We start from the raw sequence: 15543 nt of genomic DNA, 5'->3' as shown, positions 1-15543 counted from the left end.
GCGTCGGCTGCGGAGGGCCTCCGGCAACGGCGCTGATGCCGGAAACGGGCGGTCTCACCGCGCGGGTTTGTCGCGCGCCCCTCCGATCCCCGATGATGATCGCGGCGGCGGCCGCGCAGACGGGGCTGATCAGGCCATGAACGGCCGGTGAACACCGGCTTCCAGGCATCCGATAGCCTCTGCCGACACGCCGCCCGGCCCCCGCCCCGGGTGTCCCACACCACACACATGCCCGATGCCCGTACGCGTCGGGCCCCAGGGAGTGAGTTCGTCTGTCGACCGCCATCCTCACCGGTCAGCCGGTCCCCGGATCGTCGCTCGAGGGCGATCTGCGGTCGCTCGGCTTCGACGTGCGGGTCGCCACCGACGCCGGTGACGCCGAGACACTCCTCGCCGCCGCGCCCGCGAACGAGCGGGTCGCCCTCGTCGATGCCCGCTTCGTGGGCCACCTGCACGCGCTGCGCCTCGGCCTGACCGACCCCCGCTTCCCGGCCGCCGCCGTCCCCGGCGCCGTCACCGTCCAGCCCGCCGCCCGCCAGGCACTGACCCGCGCCGTGGCCCGGGAGAACTCCGCCGCGGCCGGCGGCCCCCCCAAGCTCTCGGCTCCTCCCGCACCCTCGACTTCGCTCGAGCGGAGGGACCCCCGTGAGCAGGGCGGTACCCCCATCGTCGTCACCGACAGTCTCGCCGAGCGCATCACCGCAGCCCTCGACGCAGACGGCGTCCCCGTGCACCGCCCCGAACTGGGCACGCTGATCGCCGCCGTACCCGCCGATCCCCAGGCGCGCAACGAGGCCCGCCAGGCGGTCTCCGCGGTCGACGAGGAAGCCGTGCGCCTGCGCAGCGCCGTCAAGGCCCGCGACGGCTTCTTCACCACGCACTTCATCAGCCCGTACTCGCGCTACATCGCCCGCTGGTGCGCCCACCGGGGCCTCACCCCCAACCAGGTCACCACCGCCTCGCTGCTCACCGCCCTGATCGCGGCGGGCTGCGCGGCCACCGGCACCCGCGGCGGCTTCGTCGCGGCGGGCGTCCTCCTGATCGTCTCCTTCGTCCTCGACTGCACCGACGGCCAGCTCGCCCGCTATTCACTGCAGTACTCCACGCTCGGCGCCTGGCTCGACGCCACCTTCGACCGCGCCAAGGAGTACGCCTACTACGCCGGCCTCGCCCTCGGCGCGGCCCGCGGCGGTGATGACGTCTGGGCCCTGGCGCTCGGCGCGATGATCCTGCAGACATGCCGACACGTCGTGGACTTCTCCTTCAACGAGGCGAATCACGACGCGACCGCCAACACCAGCCCCACCGCGGCCCTCTCCGACCGCCTCGACAGCGTCGGCTGGACGGTGTGGGTACGCAGGATGATCGTTCTGCCGATCGGCGAGCGCTGGGCGATGATCGCTGTCCTGACGGCGGCCACCACCCCCCGTATCACCTTCTACGCGCTGCTCATCGGCTGCGCGTTCGCCGCAACGTACACGACAGCGGGGCGCGTGCTGCGCTCGCTGACGCGCAGGGCCCGGCGCACCGAGCGCGCGGCGAAGGCCCTGGCCGACCTCGCGGACAGCGGCCCGCTGGCCGAGCTCGTGGCCACATGGCGCAGCCGGAACCCGCGGACCTACGCCGGGACCCCCGTGCTGTGGGCGGCGATCGGCGTCGTGGCCCTAGCCGCGGCCCTCTCCTCCGGTATCCCGTGGGCGGCCGCCGGGGGAGCCGTCGTCTACGCCGCCGCCTCCGGCCTGGCCGTGTCCCAGCCGCTCAAGGGCGCCCTGGACTGGCTCGTCCCGCCCTTCTTCCGGGCCGCCGAATACGGCACCGCCCTGGTACTGGCGGCCAAATCCGGGATGAACGGGGTGCTTCCCGCGGCTTTCGGGCTGGTGGCGGCCGTCGCCTACCATCACTACGACACGGTGTACCGCATCCGCGGCGACGCCGGCGCGCCGCCGCACTGGCTGGTGCGCGCTGTCGGGGGGCACGAAGGCCGGACCCTGCTGGTCACGGTCCTGGCCGCGCTGCTCACCGCAGGACAGTTCAAGATCGCGCTCACGGCCCTCGCCGGGTACGTGGCCGTGGTGGTGCTCGTCGAGAGCATCCGCTTCTGGGTGGCCGCCCACAAGGGCGGCGCGCCCGCCGTACACGATGAAGGAGAACCCGCATGATCGGCCTCGTGCTGGCGGCCGGCGCCGGACGGCGTCTGCGCCCCTACACCGACACCCTGCCCAAGGCTTTGGTGCCGGTGGGGCCCGCGGGTATAGAGGACAGCATCACGGTCCTGGACCTGACGCTCGGCAACTTCGCCGAGATCGGCCTGACGGAGGCCGCGATCATCGTCGGGTACCGCAAGGAGGCCGTCTACGAGCGCAAGGCGGCGCTCGAGGAGAAGTACGGACTCAAGCTCACCCTCATCGACAACGACAAGGCCGAGGAGTGGAACAACGCCTACTCCCTGTGGTGCGGCCGTGACGCCCTCAAGGACGGTGTGATCCTCGCCAACGGCGACACCGTCCACCCGGTCTCCGTCGAGAAGACGCTGCTCGCCGCCCGCGGCGACGGCAAGAAGATCATCCTCGCCCTCGACACGGTGAAGAACCTCGCCGACGAGGAGATGAAGGTCGTCGTGGACCCCGAGAAGGGCGTCCAGAAGATCACCAAGCTGATGGAGCCGTCCGAGGCGACCGGCGAGTACATCGGCGTCACCCTCATCGAGGGCGAGGCCGCCGCGGACCTGGCCGACGCCCTGAAGACGGTGTGGGAGACGGACCCGCAGCAGTTCTACGAGCACGGCTACCAGGAGCTGGTCAACCGAGGCTTCAAGATCGACGTGGCGCCGATCGGCGACGTCCAGTGGGTCGAGATCGACAACCACGACGACCTCGCCCGGGGACGGGAGATCGCGTGCCGCTACTGACGAGGCTCATCCCCTCGCCCGTCGTCGTCGACATCCGAGCGGGTGCCCTCGACGACCTGGCGAACGTGCTCGCGGACGAGCGCATCTCGCACTCGGGCAAGCTGGCCGTCGCGTTGAGCGACGGCTCCGGCGCCCGGCTGCGCGAGCGACTCGCCCCCAGCCTGCCCGGCGCCACCTGGTACGAGGTCGGCGGCGGCACCCTGGACGACGCCGTCCGGCTGGCCGGCGACATGAAGGCCGGCCACTACGACGCGCTCGTGGGCCTGGGCGGGGGAAAGATCATCGACTGCGCCAAGTTCGCCGCGGCGCGCGTCGGCCTGCCGCTGGTGGCCGTGCCCACGAACCTCGCGCACGACGGCCTGTGCTCGCCGGTCGCGACCCTCGACAACGACGCCGGCCGCGGCTCGTACGGTGTGCCGAACCCGATCGCGGTCGTCATCGACCTGGACGTCATCCGCGAGGCCCCGGTGCGCTTCGTCCGCGCGGGCATCGGCGACGCCGTATCGAACGTCTCCGCGATCGCGGACTGGGAGCTGGCCAACCGCGTCAACGGTGAGAAGATCGACGGTCTCGCCGCGGCGATGGCCCGGCAGGCCGGTGAGGCGGTGCTGCGCCACCCCGGCGGCATCGGCGACAACGACTTCCTCCAGGTGCTGGCCGAGGCTCTGGTGCTCAGCGGTATCGCCATGTCCGTGTCGGGCGACTCCCGCCCGTCCTCCGGCGCGTGCCACGAGATCAACCACGCCTTCGACCTGCTGTTCCCCAAGCGCGCGGCCGCCCACGGTGAGCAGTGCGGCCTCGGGGCCGCCTTCGCGATGTATCTGCGCGGGGCGCACGAGGAGTCGGCGTACATGGCGCAGGTGCTGCGCCGGCACGGGCTGCCCGTGCTGCCGGAGGAGATCGGCTTCACGGTGGACGAGTTCGTCCGGGTCGTGGAGTTCGCCCCGCAGACCAGGCCCGGCCGCTACACGATCCTCGAACACCTCGACCTGAAGACCCGACAGATCAAGGACACGTACGCCGACTATGTCAAGGCCATCGGTAGCTGAACTCCGCCCGGTCGTGCACCCCGCCGGGGTGAAGGACCGGCGCAGCGGTGAGCACTGGGCGGGACGTCTCTACATGCGGGAGATCTCGCTGCGGATCGACCGCTACCTGGTGAACACCAGGATCACGCCCAACCAGCTGACCTACCTGATGACCGTCTTCGGCGTCCTCGCCGCCCCGGCGCTGCTGGTGCCGGGTGTGGCGGGCGCCGTACTCGGCGTGCTGATGGTCCAGCTCTACCTGCTCCTCGACTGTGTCGACGGCGAGATCGCCCGCTGGAAGAAGCAGTTCTCACTCTCCGGGGTGTACCTCGACCGGGTCGGCGCCTACCTGTGCGACGCCGCGGTCCTGGTCGGCTTCGGTCTGCGCGCCGCCGACCTGTGGGGCCCGGGGCGGATCGACTGGCTGTGGGCCTTCCTCGGCACCCTCGCCGCCCTCGGCGCCGTCCTGATCAAGGCCGAGACCGACCTCGTGGGCGTCGCGCGCCACCAGGGCGGGCTGCCGCCGGTCAAGGAGGCGGCGTCCGAGCCGCGCTCGTCCGGCATGGCGCTGGCCCGCAAGGCCGCCGCGGCTCTGAAGTTCCACCGGCTCGTCCTCGGGATCGAGGCCTCCCTGCTGATCCTGGTCCTGGCGATCCTGGATGCGGTCCGCGGCGACCTGTTCTTCTCCCGCCTCGGCGTCGCGGTGCTGGCGGGCATCGCCCTGCTGCAGACGCTGCTCCATCTCGTGTCCATCCTCGCCTCCAGCAGGCTGAGGTGAGCGGGGCCGCAAGGGTCGGGGCCGTCGTCATCACCATGGGCAACCGCCCCGCCGAGCTCCGCGCCCTCCTCGACTCGGTGGCCAAGCAGGACGGCGGCCGGGTCGAGGTCGTCGTGGTGGGCAACGGCTCGCCCGTCCCCGACGTCCCCGACGGCGTACGCACGGTGGAACTGCCCGAGAACCTCGGCATCCCCGGCGGTCGCAACGTCGGCATCGAGGCCTTCGGCCCCGGCGGCACCGACGTCGACATCCTCCTCTTCCTGGACGACGACGGGCTCCTCGCCCGCTCCGACACCGCCGAGCTGTGCCGCCGGGCCTTCGCCGCCGACCCGGACCTCGGCATCATCAGCTTCCGCATCGCCGACCCGGACACCGGCGAGACCCAGCGCCGTCACGTGCCGCGGCTGCGCGCCTCCGACCCGATGCGCTCCTCCCGGGTCACCACCTTCCTCGGCGGCGCCAACGCGGTCCGGACGAAGGTCTTCGCCGAGGTCGGCGGCCTGCCCGACGAGTTCTTCTACGCCCATGAGGAGACCGACCTGGCCTGGCGGGCCCTGGATGCGGGCTGGATGATCGACTACCGGTCGGACATGGTGCTGTACCACCCCACGACTGCCCCCTCCCGGCACGCGGTCTATCACCGGATGGTCGCCCGCAATCGGGTCTGGCTGGCCCGCCGCAACCTCCCCGCCCCTCTCGTCCCGGTCTACCTGGGCGTCTGGATGCTCCTGACGCTGCTGCGCCGGCCCTCGAGGGCCGCCCTGAAGGCTTGGTTCGGCGGCTTCGGGGAGGGCTGGACGACCTCCTGCGGCCCCCGGCGCCCGATGAAGTGGCGTACCGTGTGGCGGCTTACCCGACTGGGCCGGCCTCCGGTGATCTGACAAGCTCGATGGTCAGGAGCACCACGCGGGCGGGACCGACCCCCGGCTTTCGCCCGTGCCCGAGCAGGCCGCGCATCGCGAGGACGGAGGGTGTGCCGACCGGTGAGTGAGACAACGCGTGACGACCATGTCGCCATGAGCGCCTGCCCGCCGTCCGACGACGGGCCGACCCCGGCCGAGCTGGCCGCCAGATACGGGCTCTCGGTCAGCGGTGCCCGCCCAGGACTCGTCGAATACGTCCGCCAGCTGTGGGGACGTCGACACTTCATCCTCGCCTTCTCGCAGGCGAAGCTCACCGCCCAGTACAGCGAGGCCAAGCTCGGCCAGCTGTGGCAGGTCGCCACCCCGCTGCTGAATGCGCTGGTGTACTACTTCATCTTCGGGGTGATCCTGAAGGCCAGCCGGGGCATGCCGCCCGGCACCTACATCCCGTTCCTGGTGACCGGCGTCTTCGTCTTCACCTTCACCCAGAGCTCGATCATGGCCGGCGTCCGTGCGATCTCCGGGAACCTGGGCCTGGTGCGCGCCCTGCACTTCCCGCGGGCCTCACTGCCCGTCTCGTTCGCGCTGCAGCAGCTCCAGCAGCTGCTCTTCTCGATGATCGTGCTGTTCGCCGTCGCGGTGGGATTCGGCAGCTATCCGAGCCTGGCCTGGCTGCTGATCGTCCCCGTGCTGCTGCTGCAGTTCCTCTTCAACACGGGCCTCGCGCTGATCGTGGCGCGGATGGGTGCGAGGACCCCGGACCTCGCGCAGCTGATGCCATTCATCCTGCGCACCTGGATGTACGTCTCCGGCGTCATGTTCTCCATCCACAACATGCTCGTCGGCCGCCCCGAATGGTTCATCCGCGCCCTGCAGGTGAACCCGGCCGCCGTCTACATGGACCTGATGCGGTACGCCCTCATCGAGCACTACGGCGAGGCGAACCTCCCGCCGCACGTCTGGGCCGTCGCGCTCTTCTGGGCCGTCGTCGTGTTCGCAGGCGGGTTCGTGTACTTCTGGAGGGCGGAGGAGCGGTACGGCCGTGGCTGAGTCCTCGCTCCGGCGGGGCCCCGCGTCTGCAAAGGAAACGCCAACTCTGTTTGTTCTTAGGAATCTTGACGCCAATCGGTGTGTTGTTGTGATGCGCAGGACACCCCGAGGAAGCTCACTGCGCTGTACAACGTAAGCTGTACCGGTGCTGATTCGCGGCAAGTGGGGCGATAATGCCCTACACCCCCACACCTGTCGCGCTGCGCGGGCAGTCGAGCGGCGTGTCCGAAATAGGATGTATTGGGTCGGCGGTGTAGAACGGGAGATGTGACGGCAATGGCTACGGAAGGTCTCCAGCTCCGCGAGGCATGTGCCGTCTCCGCGTCGGGTGGCGAGCGGTGACCCAAGCCGGGACGGCGCGCACCGGCGACCCGGCGCGTGGCACCCTTGAGAAGGCCGCGGACGAGAACTTCCCCGTGGCGCCCTTTTTCCTGCCCAGGGCCTGGCGCGCCGACCTGATGGCCGTCTACGGCTTCGCCCGCCTGGTCGACGACATCGGCGACGGCGACCTCGCCCCCGGTGGCGGCGATGCCCGGCTTCTCGGCGTGTCGCCGGAAGAGGCCGAGGACCGGCTCGTCCTTCTCGACGCCTTCGAGGCCGACCTGCGCAGGGTCTTCGACTCGACGCCCCGTCACCCCCTCCTGCGGCGCCTCCAGCCGACGGTCCGGCGCGCCGGCCTCACCCCCGAGCCGTTCCTCGGCCTGATCGCCGCCAACCGCCAGGACCAGTTCGTCAAGCGGTACGAGACCTATGACGAACTCCTCGCGTACTGCGAACTGTCCGCCAACCCGGTCGGCCGCCTCGTGCTGGCCGTCACCGGCACCTCCACCCCCGAGCGCATCCGCCGCTCCGACGCCGTCTGCACGGCGCTGCAGATCGTCGAACACCTCCAGGACGTCGCCGAGGACCTCGGCCGCGACCGGATCTATCTGCCCGCGGAGGACATGAAGCGCTTTCATGTCCAGGAGGCGGATCTCGCCACGCGCACAGCAGGCGCATCGGTGCGCGCCCTGGTTGCGTACGAAGCGGAACGCGCCCGCCTACTCCTGAATGAAGGCGCCCCTCTCGTGGGTAGCGTCCACGGCAGGCTGAGGCTGCTGCTCGCGGGCTTCGTGGCGGGAGGAAGGGCGGCGATCCACGCGATCGCCGCCGCCGAATACGACGTACTTCCCGGCCCCCCCAAGCACGGCAAGCTCCGGTTGCTGCGCGAGGTGGGCGTGACTCTGCGAGGAGAGGGGTGATCCGGACCGTGGAGTCGGAACAGCGCGTGTCCCCACCGGTACTCGCCGCGTACAGCTACTGCGAGGCCGTGACCGGGCAGCAGGCCCGTAACTTCGCGTACGGCATCAGGCTCCTGTCGACGCCCGAGCGTCGTGCGATGTCGGCGCTCTACGCGTTCTCCCGGCGGGTCGACGACATCGGCGACGGCGTGCTGACGGCCGACGTGAAGACGGCGCGGCTCGAGGAGACCCGGGCGCTGCTGGCCCGGATCCGCAGCGGGGAGGTGGCCGAGGACGACACCGACCCGGTCGCGGTGGCCCTCGCTCACGCCGCCCGGCACTTCCCGATCCCGCTCGGCGGCCTCGACGAGCTCATCGACGGCGTCCTCATGGACGTGCACGGCCGGACCTACGAGACCTGGGACGACCTGAAGATCTACTGTCGCTGTGTGGCGGGGGCCATCGGACGGCTCTCGCTCGGCGTGTTCGGGACGGAACCGGGGGCGCGCGGCGCGGAGCGCGCGCCGGAGTATGCGGACACTCTGGGGCTCGCGCTGCAACTCACGAACATCCTCCGGGACGTCCGCGAGGACGCCGAGGGCGGCCGTGTCTATCTGCCCGCCGACGACCTCGCCAAGTTCGGCTGCTCGGCCGGGTTCCACGGGTCGACCCCACCCGAGGGCTCCGACTTCGCGGGCCTCGTGCACTTCGAAGTGCGTCGGGCCCGCGCCCTTTTCGCCGAGGGTTACCGGCTGCTGCCCATGCTGGACCGGCGCAGCGGAGCCTGTGTCGCCGCCATGGCGGGTATCTACCGCCGGCTCCTGGACCGTATCGAGCGGGAGCCGGGGGCCGTACTGCGCGGCCGGGTCTCGCTGCCGGGCCGGGAGAAGGCGTACGTCGCCGTGCGCGGCCTGTCGGGCCTCGATGCCCGGAACGTGTCCCGCCGCACCGTCAGGAGGCGTGCGTGATGGACAATCCGCTCCAAGGCGACTCCACCGGCGAAAAACGGCAGGCAACCCTCCGCTGCGGCGCGGCGTCCCTGACTGCGACCGTCTGCCGTGCATCGTTCAAGCACGACGGCAGACCGGCAGGGGAGGCAGCGCGATGACCGACGGCACACAGCCCAGGGGGCCGGCCGCGCACACCCCGGACCGGCCCGGGGCGCCCTCCGCCCCCGGGACATCCGCCGTGGTGGTCGGGGCGGGGCTCGCCGGGATCACGGCCGCGCTCGCGCTCGCCGACACCGGGGTGCGGGTCACCCTGCTGGAGGGGCGCCCACGCCTGGGCGGTCTCGCCTTCTCCTTCCACCGGGGCGATCTGACCGTCGACAACGGCCAGCATGTCTATCTGCGCTGCTGCACCGCGTACCGTTGGTTCCTCGACCGCATCGACGGAGCTTCGCTCGCGCCCCTGCAGGATCGTCTCGACGTGCCCGTTCTCGACGCGGACGGCACCCCCGGACGACGGCTCGGCAGGCTGCGGCGCGACGCCCTGCCCGTGCCACTGCATCTCGGGCGCAGCCTGGCCACCTACCCGCATCTCTCGCTCGCCGAACGTGCCAGAGTCGGGCGTGCCGCACTGGCGCTCCGAGCACTGGACCTCGCGGATCCCGCGCTCGACGCGCAGGACTTCGGCAGCTGGCTGGCCGCGCACGGTCAGTCGGCGCGCGCCGTCGAGGCCCTGTGGGACCTGGTCGGGGTCGCCACCCTCAACGCGGTGGCCGGCGATGCTTCGCTGGGGCTCGCCGCGATGGTGTTCAAGACGGGTCTGCTGTCCGCCCCGGGTGCAGCCGACATCGGCTGGGCCCGCGTACCTCTGGGCGAACTGCACGACCGACTGGCCCGCAAGGCGCTCGACTCCGCGGGTGTCCGTACCGAGGTCCGTACACGCGTCACCTCCATCTCCCTCAACGGAAACGGGAGCTGGAGCGTTCAGGTTCCCGGCGAGCACATCGAAGCCGACGCGGTCGTCCTCGCCGTACCCCAGCGCGAGGCCCATGAGCTGCTGCCCGCCGGCGCCCTGGACATGCCCCAACGGCTGCTCGAGATCGGCACCGCGCCGATCCTCAACGTCCATGTCGTCTACGACCGCGCGGTGCTCAAGCGCCCGTTCTTCGCGGCGCTCGGCTCCCCGGTGCAATGGGTCTTCGACCGCACCGAGGCCTCCGGACTGCGTGAGGGCCAGTACCTCGCGCTGTCGCAGTCGGCCGCACAGGACGAGATCGACGAGCCCGTCGCCGTACTGCGCGAGCGCTATCTGCCGGAACTGCGCAGGCTGTTGCCCGCCGCACGCGGCGCCGAGGTGAAGGACTTCTTCGTGACCCGGGAGCGGACCGCGACGTTCGCCCCCACCCCCGGCGTCGGGCGGCTGCGGCCCGGCGCCCGCACCAATGCCCCCGGCCTCTACCTGGCCGGAGCGTGGACCGCCACCGGGTGGCCCGCGACCATGGAGAGTGCGGTCCGCAGCGGTGTGAGTGCGGCGGGCGCCGCGCTGAGCGCCCTGGGCCGGTCCGGCGCCCACCTCCCCGACCTCTTCGAGGAGGCGGCATGAGCGTCGATCCGCACGGGAGGGACCCCCGCACCCCCGGTATCGCAACAAGACCCGGTATCGCAACAAGAGGAGAGACTGTGCCCACTGTGCCCCCGGCCGAGACGGCCGCTCGAGAGACCGCGGTGGACGTGTCCGCGCTCCTGGAGCGCGGCCGGACCCTGGCCACCCCGGTGCTGCGGGCGGCCGTCGACCGCCTGGCGCCGCCCATGGACACCGTCGCCGCCTACCACTTCGGCTGGATCGACGCCCAGGGCAACCCCGCTGACGGAGACGGCGGCAAGGCCGTGCGCCCTGCGCTGGCCCTGCTCTCCGCGCAGGCCGCGGGCCAGGCCCCCGAGGTGGGCGTGCCCGGCGCGGTCGCGGTCGAACTGGTGCACAACTTCTCGCTGCTGCACGACGACCTGATGGACGGCGACGAACAGCGCCGTCACCGCGACACCGTCTGGAAGGTGCACGGACCCGCGCAGGCCATCCTCGTCGGCGACGCCCTGTTCGCCCTCGCGGGCGAGATCCTTCTGGAGCTCGGCACCGTCGAGGCCGGACGTGCCGCCCGGCGTCTGACCACCGCCACACGCGCCCTGATCGACGGTCAGGCGCAGGACATCTCCTACGAGCACCGCGACCGCGTCAGCGTCGCCGAGTGCCTGGAGATGGAGGGCAACAAGACCGGCGCCCTGCTCGCCTGCGCCTCCTCCATCGGCGCGGTCCTGGGCGGCGCCGACGACCGCACCGCAGACACCCTGGAGAAGTACGGCTACCACCTCGGCCTGGCCTTCCAGGCCGTCGACGACCTCCTCGGCATCTGGGGCGACCCGGAGGCCACCGGAAAGCGGACCTGGAGCGATCTGCGCCAGCGCAAGAAGTCCCTGCCGGTCGTGGCCGCTCTGGCGGCGGGCGGACCCGCCTCCGAGCGGCTCGGCGAGATTCTCTCCGAGGACGCCAAGAGCAGCGACTTCGAGAACTTCTCCGAGGAGGAGTTCGCCGCGCGCGCCGCGCTCATCGAGGAGGCGGGCGGCCGCGAGTGGACCGCCCAGGAGGCGCGTCGCCAGCATGCGATCGCCGTCGAGGCCCTGGACTCGGTACCGATGCCCGCGCAGGTGCGCGCGCAGTTCACGGCGCTCGCGGACTTCGTCGTCGTACGAAAGAGATGATCACTATCGCTCGAATACACCTCGCGTAGTCGCCGACCGGTGCGCGCCCAGGTGCTCGGCTCGGCCGGGCCCCGGGAGCCCACCCTGCGGACGCGCACCGGCCGACGGCGGACCCACAGCAGCACGACTCGCACGACTGCACGAAGGGGAAGCCATGACAGCGACGACCGACGGAAGCACCGGGGCCCTGCCGCCTCGCGCTGCCTCGGCCAGCGAAACCAGTGCACCGCACCCGGAGGCGGCCGGGACGGTCGGCATTCGAGAGGGCGCCGAGCGCGCCATGCGGCGCGCGACGGATTTCCTGCTGGCGCGGCAGGACGCCCAGGGCTGGTGGAAGGGCGACCTCGAGACCAACGTCACGATGGACGCCGAAGACCTGCTGCTCCGCCAGTTCCTGGGCATCCGCGACGAGCGGACCACCCACGCCGCCGCCCTGTTCATCCGCGGCGAGCAGCGCGACGACGGCACCTGGGCCACCTTCTACGGCGGACCCGGCGAACTGTCCGCCACCATCGAGGCGTACGTCGCCCTGCGCCTGGCCGGAGACGCGCCGGACGAACCCCACATGGCGAAGGCCTCCGCGTGGATCCGCGAGCAGGGCGGCATCGCCGCCGCCCGCGTCTTCACCCGGATCTGGCTCGCGCTGTTCGGCTGGTGGAAGTGGGAGGACCTGCCGGAACTGCCGCCGGAGCTCATCTACTTCCCGACGTGGGTGCCGCTGAACATCTACGACTTCGGGTGCTGGGCGCGGCAGACGATCGTGCCGCTGACGATCGTGTCGGCCAAGCGCCCGGTGCGGCCCGCGCCGTTCCCGCTCGATGAGCTGCACACCGATGCGAGCAACCCCAGCCCGAGCAAACCCCTCGGCCCGGTGGCGAGTTGGGACGGCGTCTTCCAGCGGCTCGACAAGGCGCTGCACCAGTTCCGCAAGGTCGCCCCGCGTCGGCTGCGCAGGGCCGCGATGAACACCGCCGCCCGCTGGATCATCGAGCGGCAGGAGAACGACGGCTGCTGGGGCGGAATCCAGCCGCCCGCGGTGTACTCGATCATCGCCCTGCACCTGCTCGGCTACGACCTCGAGCACCCCGTGATGCGCGAGGGACTCGCGTCGCTGGACCGTTTCGCGGTGTGGCGCGAGGACGGGGCCCGCATGATCGAGGCGTGTCAGTCGCCGGTGTGGGACACCTGCCTCGCGACGATCGCGCTCGCCGACGCGGGCGTCCCCGCCGACCACCCGCAGCTGGTGAAGGCCGCCGACTGGATGCTCGGCGAGCAGATCGTCCGTCCCGGCGACTGGTCGGTGAGACGACCCGGGCTGCCCCCCGGCGGCTGGGCGTTCGAGTTCCACAACGACAACTACCCCGACATCGACGACACCGCCGAGGTCGCCCTCGCCCTGCGGCGCGTCCGGCACCACGACCCGGAGCGGATCGAGAAAGCCATCGGGCGCGCGGTGCGCTGGAACCTCGGCATGCAGTCGAGGAACGGCGCGTGGGGCGCGTTCGACGTCGACAACACGAGCCCGTTCCCCAACCGGCTGCCGTTCTGCGACTTCGGCGAGGTCATCGACCCGCCGTCCGCCGATGTCACCGCGCACGTCGTGGAGATGCTGGCGGTCGAGGGCCTCTCCCACGACCCGCGTACCCGCCGGGGCATCGAATGGCTGCTGGCCGAACAGGAGCCCGACGGCTCCTGGTTCGGGCGCTGGGGCGTCAACTACGTCTACGGAACCGGCTCCGTGGTGCCCGCGCTGGTCGCGGCCGGGATCCCGGCCGCGCACCCGGCGATCCGCCGGGCCGTCGCGTGGCTGGAGCGCGTCCAGAACGACGACGGCGGCTGGGGCGAGGACCTGCGCTCCTACAAGTACGTCAAGGAGTGGAGCGGCCGGGGCGCCTCCACCGCCTCCCAGACGGCCTGGGCGCTGCTCGCGCTGCTGGCCGGAGGGGAGAGCGAGTCCAAGGCCGTGGAGCGCGGCGTCGGGTTCCTCGCCCAGACCCAGAACGAGGACGGCTCCTGGGACGAGCCGTACTTCACGGGGACGGGCTTCCCCTGGGACTTCTCCATCAACTACCACCTCTACCGGCAGGTCTTCCCGCTCACCGCGCTCGGCCGCTTCGTGCACGGCGAGCCGTTCGCCGAGGCCAAGGGGAGCCGATGAGCCAGAAGCCCGGTCCGGCGCCGCTGCTGATCGCCTGCGCGCTCGGCATCGAGCATCTCGCCCTGCGCAGCGGCGACCGCGGCGGCGCCGACGGGCCTCTCACCGTACTCCGTACGGGTATGGGGCCCCGGGCCGCCGAACGCTCGGTCACCCGGGTGCTCGCCGACCCGGCCCTCGCCGGGGCGGCCGTCCTCGCCACGGGCTTCTGCGCGGGTCTCGCCCCCGGGATGCACCCCGGCGACCTGGTGGTCGCCGAGGAGACCCGGGACCCGCGCGGCACCACCCCGTGCACGGGCACCGACCTGCTGGTCAAGGCACTCATGCGCGCCGTCCCGGCGCGCACGGTCCACACCGGACCGCTCACCGGCTCGGAGCACGTCGTCCGTGGCCAGGAACGCTCGGAACTGCTCGCGACCGGTGCGATCGCGGTCGACATGGAGTCCGCGGCCACCCTCCACAGCGCCGTGCGCACCGGCGCACGCCCGGTTGCGGCCGTCCGGGTGGTCGTGGACGCTCCAGAACATGAACTGGTCCGAATCGGCACGTTGCGCGGTGGAATATCAGCTTTCCGTGTTCTTCGTGCCGTCCTTCCCGCTTTCTTCGAATGGCACCGTTCCTTGCTGCTCCCCAGGAGGTGAGCCAGATGGCCATGCCGCTGCGCCAGACCATCAAGGTGGCGACGTATCTCTTCGAACAGAAGCTGCGCAGGCGGGACAAGTTTCCGCTCATCGTCGAGCTGGAACCCCTCTTCGCCTGCAACCTGAAGTGCGAGGGCTGCGGCAAGATCCAGCACCCGGCGGGAGTGCTCAAGCAGCGCATGCCGGTGGCCCAGGCCGTCGGAGCGGTGCTCGAGTCAGGTGCGCCGATGGTGTCGATCGCCGGCGGCGAGCCGCTGATGCACCCGCAGATCGACGAGATCGTAAGGCAGTTGGTGGCGCGAAGGAAATACGTCTTCCTGTGCACCAACGCCATGCTGTTGCGCAAGAAGATGGACGATTTCACGCCGTCGCCGTACTTCGCGTTCGCCGTGCACATCGACGGCCTGCGGGAGCGGCACGACGAGTCCGTGGCGAAGGAGGGCGTGTTCGACGAGGCCGTGGAGGCCATCAAGGAGGCCAAGCAGCGCGGCTTCCGGGTCACCACCAACTCGACCTTCTTCAACACGGACACCCCGCAGACGGTCATCGAGGTGCTCAACTTCCTCAATGACGACCTGAAGGTGGACGAGATGATGATCTCGCCCGCGTATGCCTACGAGAAGGCGCCCGACCAGGAACACTTCCTGGGCGTGGAGCAGACCCGCGAACTGTTCAGGAAGGCCTTCGCGGGCGGCAATCGCCGCCGCTGGCGGCTCAACCACTCGCCGCTGTTCCTCGACTTCCTCGAGGGCAAGGTCGACTTCCCGTGCACGGCCTGGGCGATCCCGAACTACTCGCTCTTCGGCTGGCAGCGGCCCTGCTATCTGATGAGCGACGGATACGTGCCGACGTACCGGGAGCTGATCGAGAAGACCGACTGGGACACGTACGGCCGCGGCAAGGACCCGCGCTGCGCCAACTGCATGGCGCACTGCGGCTATGAGCCCACCGCCGTGCTGGCCACCATGGGCTCCCTCAAGGAGTCGCTGAGGGCCATGCGCGAGACCGTCTCGGGGAACTCGGCGGACTCCGGAAATCACGGGTGACGCCATGACCGCCGTTCCCTTGGGCGTCCCCGAGGTACCGGCCCGGCCGATCGCCGCGCGGCGCAAGGCGCGGCAGATCCATGTCGGGCCGGTGGCGGTCGGGGGCGGGGCCCCGGTGTCGGTGCAGTCGATGACGACGACGCGTACGTCGGA

At 71.1% G+C, this 15543-nt stretch carries 14 protein-coding genes and 1 pseudogene; all 15 read left to right on the top strand.

The features are described from left to right. Nucleotides 1–272 precede the first annotated feature (272 nt). Complete coding sequence (locus AAW14_RS15830; protein WP_265564583.1) at nucleotides 273–2159, top strand: DUF5941 domain-containing protein; 1887 nt, start codon at nucleotides 273–275, stop codon at nucleotides 2157–2159. Further along, nucleotides 2156–2908: a phosphocholine cytidylyltransferase family protein gene (locus AAW14_RS15825; RefSeq protein WP_265564411.1), complete on the top strand. Its 753-nt coding sequence runs from the start codon at nucleotides 2156–2158 to the stop codon at nucleotides 2906–2908. Before AAW14_RS15830 ends, AAW14_RS15825 begins: the two co-directional genes overlap by 4 nt. After that, nucleotides 2896–3957: an iron-containing alcohol dehydrogenase family protein gene (locus AAW14_RS15820; protein ID WP_265564409.1), complete on the top strand. Its 1062-nt coding sequence runs from the start codon at nucleotides 2896–2898 to the stop codon at nucleotides 3955–3957. Before AAW14_RS15825 ends, AAW14_RS15820 begins: the two co-directional genes overlap by 13 nt. After that, nucleotides 3935–4714 (top strand): CDP-alcohol phosphatidyltransferase family protein, encoded by a 780-nt coding sequence (locus AAW14_RS15815; protein WP_265564407.1) that lies wholly within the window; start codon nucleotides 3935–3937, stop codon nucleotides 4712–4714. The genes AAW14_RS15820 and AAW14_RS15815 overlap by 23 nt, the downstream gene beginning before the upstream one ends. Continuing rightward, nucleotides 4711–5595, top strand: coding sequence for a glycosyltransferase family 2 protein (locus AAW14_RS15810; protein ID WP_265564405.1), 885 nt, complete (start codon nucleotides 4711–4713; stop codon nucleotides 5593–5595). Before AAW14_RS15815 ends, AAW14_RS15810 begins: the two co-directional genes overlap by 4 nt. 102 nt (nucleotides 5596–5697) lie before the next feature. Next, nucleotides 5698–6627 carry an ABC transporter permease gene (locus AAW14_RS15805; protein WP_265564403.1) on the top strand — a complete coding sequence of 310 codons (930 nt, stop codon included), beginning with the start codon at nucleotides 5698–5700 and terminating at the stop codon, nucleotides 6625–6627. 338 nt (nucleotides 6628–6965) lie between these two features. Then, a complete protein-coding gene (gene hpnC / locus AAW14_RS15800; protein WP_265564401.1) occupies nucleotides 6966–7868 on the top strand; it encodes a squalene synthase HpnC in 903 nt (300 codons plus the stop codon). Further along, the gene (gene hpnD, locus AAW14_RS15795) at nucleotides 7865–8815 is read left to right on the top strand and encodes a presqualene diphosphate synthase HpnD (protein ID WP_265564400.1); all 951 of its coding nucleotides are present in this window, start codon (nucleotides 7865–7867) and stop codon (nucleotides 8813–8815) included. The genes hpnC and hpnD overlap by 4 nt, the downstream gene beginning before the upstream one ends. Beyond that, nucleotides 8815–8955 carry a DUF6380 family protein gene (locus AAW14_RS39750; protein ID WP_416223308.1) on the top strand — a complete coding sequence of 47 codons (141 nt, stop codon included), beginning with the start codon at nucleotides 8815–8817 and terminating at the stop codon, nucleotides 8953–8955. The genes hpnD and AAW14_RS39750 overlap by 1 nt, the downstream gene beginning before the upstream one ends. Then, nucleotides 8952–10397 (top strand): hydroxysqualene dehydroxylase HpnE, encoded by a 1446-nt coding sequence (hpnE, locus tag AAW14_RS15790; RefSeq protein WP_265564398.1) that lies wholly within the window; start codon nucleotides 8952–8954, stop codon nucleotides 10395–10397. The genes AAW14_RS39750 and hpnE overlap by 4 nt, the downstream gene beginning before the upstream one ends. Next, entirely contained in the window at nucleotides 10394–11548 is a 1155-nt protein-coding gene (locus AAW14_RS15785) for a polyprenyl synthetase family protein (RefSeq protein WP_416223307.1), read from the top strand. The genes hpnE and AAW14_RS15785 overlap by 4 nt, the downstream gene beginning before the upstream one ends. 154 nt (nucleotides 11549–11702) lie before the next feature. Next, the gene (gene shc / locus AAW14_RS15780; protein WP_265564394.1) at nucleotides 11703–13706 is read left to right on the top strand and encodes a squalene--hopene cyclase; all 2004 of its coding nucleotides are present in this window, start codon (nucleotides 11703–11705) and stop codon (nucleotides 13704–13706) included. Beyond that, entirely contained in the window at nucleotides 13703–14344 is a 642-nt protein-coding gene (locus tag AAW14_RS15775; protein WP_265564392.1) for a 1-hydroxy-2-methyl-2-butenyl 4-diphosphate reductase, read from the top strand. The genes shc and AAW14_RS15775 overlap by 4 nt, the downstream gene beginning before the upstream one ends. A gap of 5 nt (nucleotides 14345–14349) precedes the next feature. Continuing rightward, complete coding sequence (hpnH, locus tag AAW14_RS15770) at nucleotides 14350–15390, top strand: adenosyl-hopene transferase HpnH (RefSeq protein ID WP_265564391.1); 1041 nt, start codon at nucleotides 14350–14352, stop codon at nucleotides 15388–15390. 4 nt (nucleotides 15391–15394) lie between these two features. Beyond that, nucleotides 15395–15543: pseudogene (locus AAW14_RS15765) on the top strand (4-hydroxy-3-methylbut-2-en-1-yl diphosphate synthase); the annotation flags it as partial.

The sequence above is a fragment of the Streptomyces hygroscopicus genome (assembly GCF_026168105.1).
Classification (GTDB): Bacteria; Actinomycetota; Actinomycetes; order Streptomycetales; family Streptomycetaceae; genus Streptomyces; species Streptomyces hygroscopicus_D.
Note: the sequence above shows the minus strand (reverse complement) of the source record. Positions and strands in the feature narration are given on the sequence as shown.

What these genes read in the sequence shown, in the direction of transcription:
- AAW14_RS15825 (WP_265564411.1), top strand. Translation starts at nt 2,156, where the DNA reads ATGATCGGCCTCGTGCTGGCGGCCGGCGCCGGACGGCGTCTGCGCCCC.
- AAW14_RS15785 (WP_416223307.1), top strand. Translation starts at nt 10,394, where the DNA reads ATGAGCGTCGATCCGCACGGGAGGGACCCCCGCACCCCCGGTATCGCA.
- hpnE (WP_265564398.1), top strand. Translation starts at nt 8,952, where the DNA reads ATGACCGACGGCACACAGCCCAGGGGGCCGGCCGCGCACACCCCGGAC.
- shc (WP_265564394.1), top strand. Translation starts at nt 11,703, where the DNA reads ATGACAGCGACGACCGACGGAAGCACCGGGGCCCTGCCGCCTCGCGCT.
- AAW14_RS39750 (WP_416223308.1), top strand. Translation starts at nt 8,815, where the DNA reads ATGGACAATCCGCTCCAAGGCGACTCCACCGGCGAAAAACGGCAGGCA.
- AAW14_RS15775 (WP_265564392.1), top strand. Translation starts at nt 13,703, where the DNA reads ATGAGCCAGAAGCCCGGTCCGGCGCCGCTGCTGATCGCCTGCGCGCTC.
- AAW14_RS15815 (WP_265564407.1), top strand. Translation starts at nt 3,935, where the DNA reads ATGTCAAGGCCATCGGTAGCTGAACTCCGCCCGGTCGTGCACCCCGCC.
- hpnH (WP_265564391.1), top strand. Translation starts at nt 14,350, where the DNA reads ATGGCCATGCCGCTGCGCCAGACCATCAAGGTGGCGACGTATCTCTTC.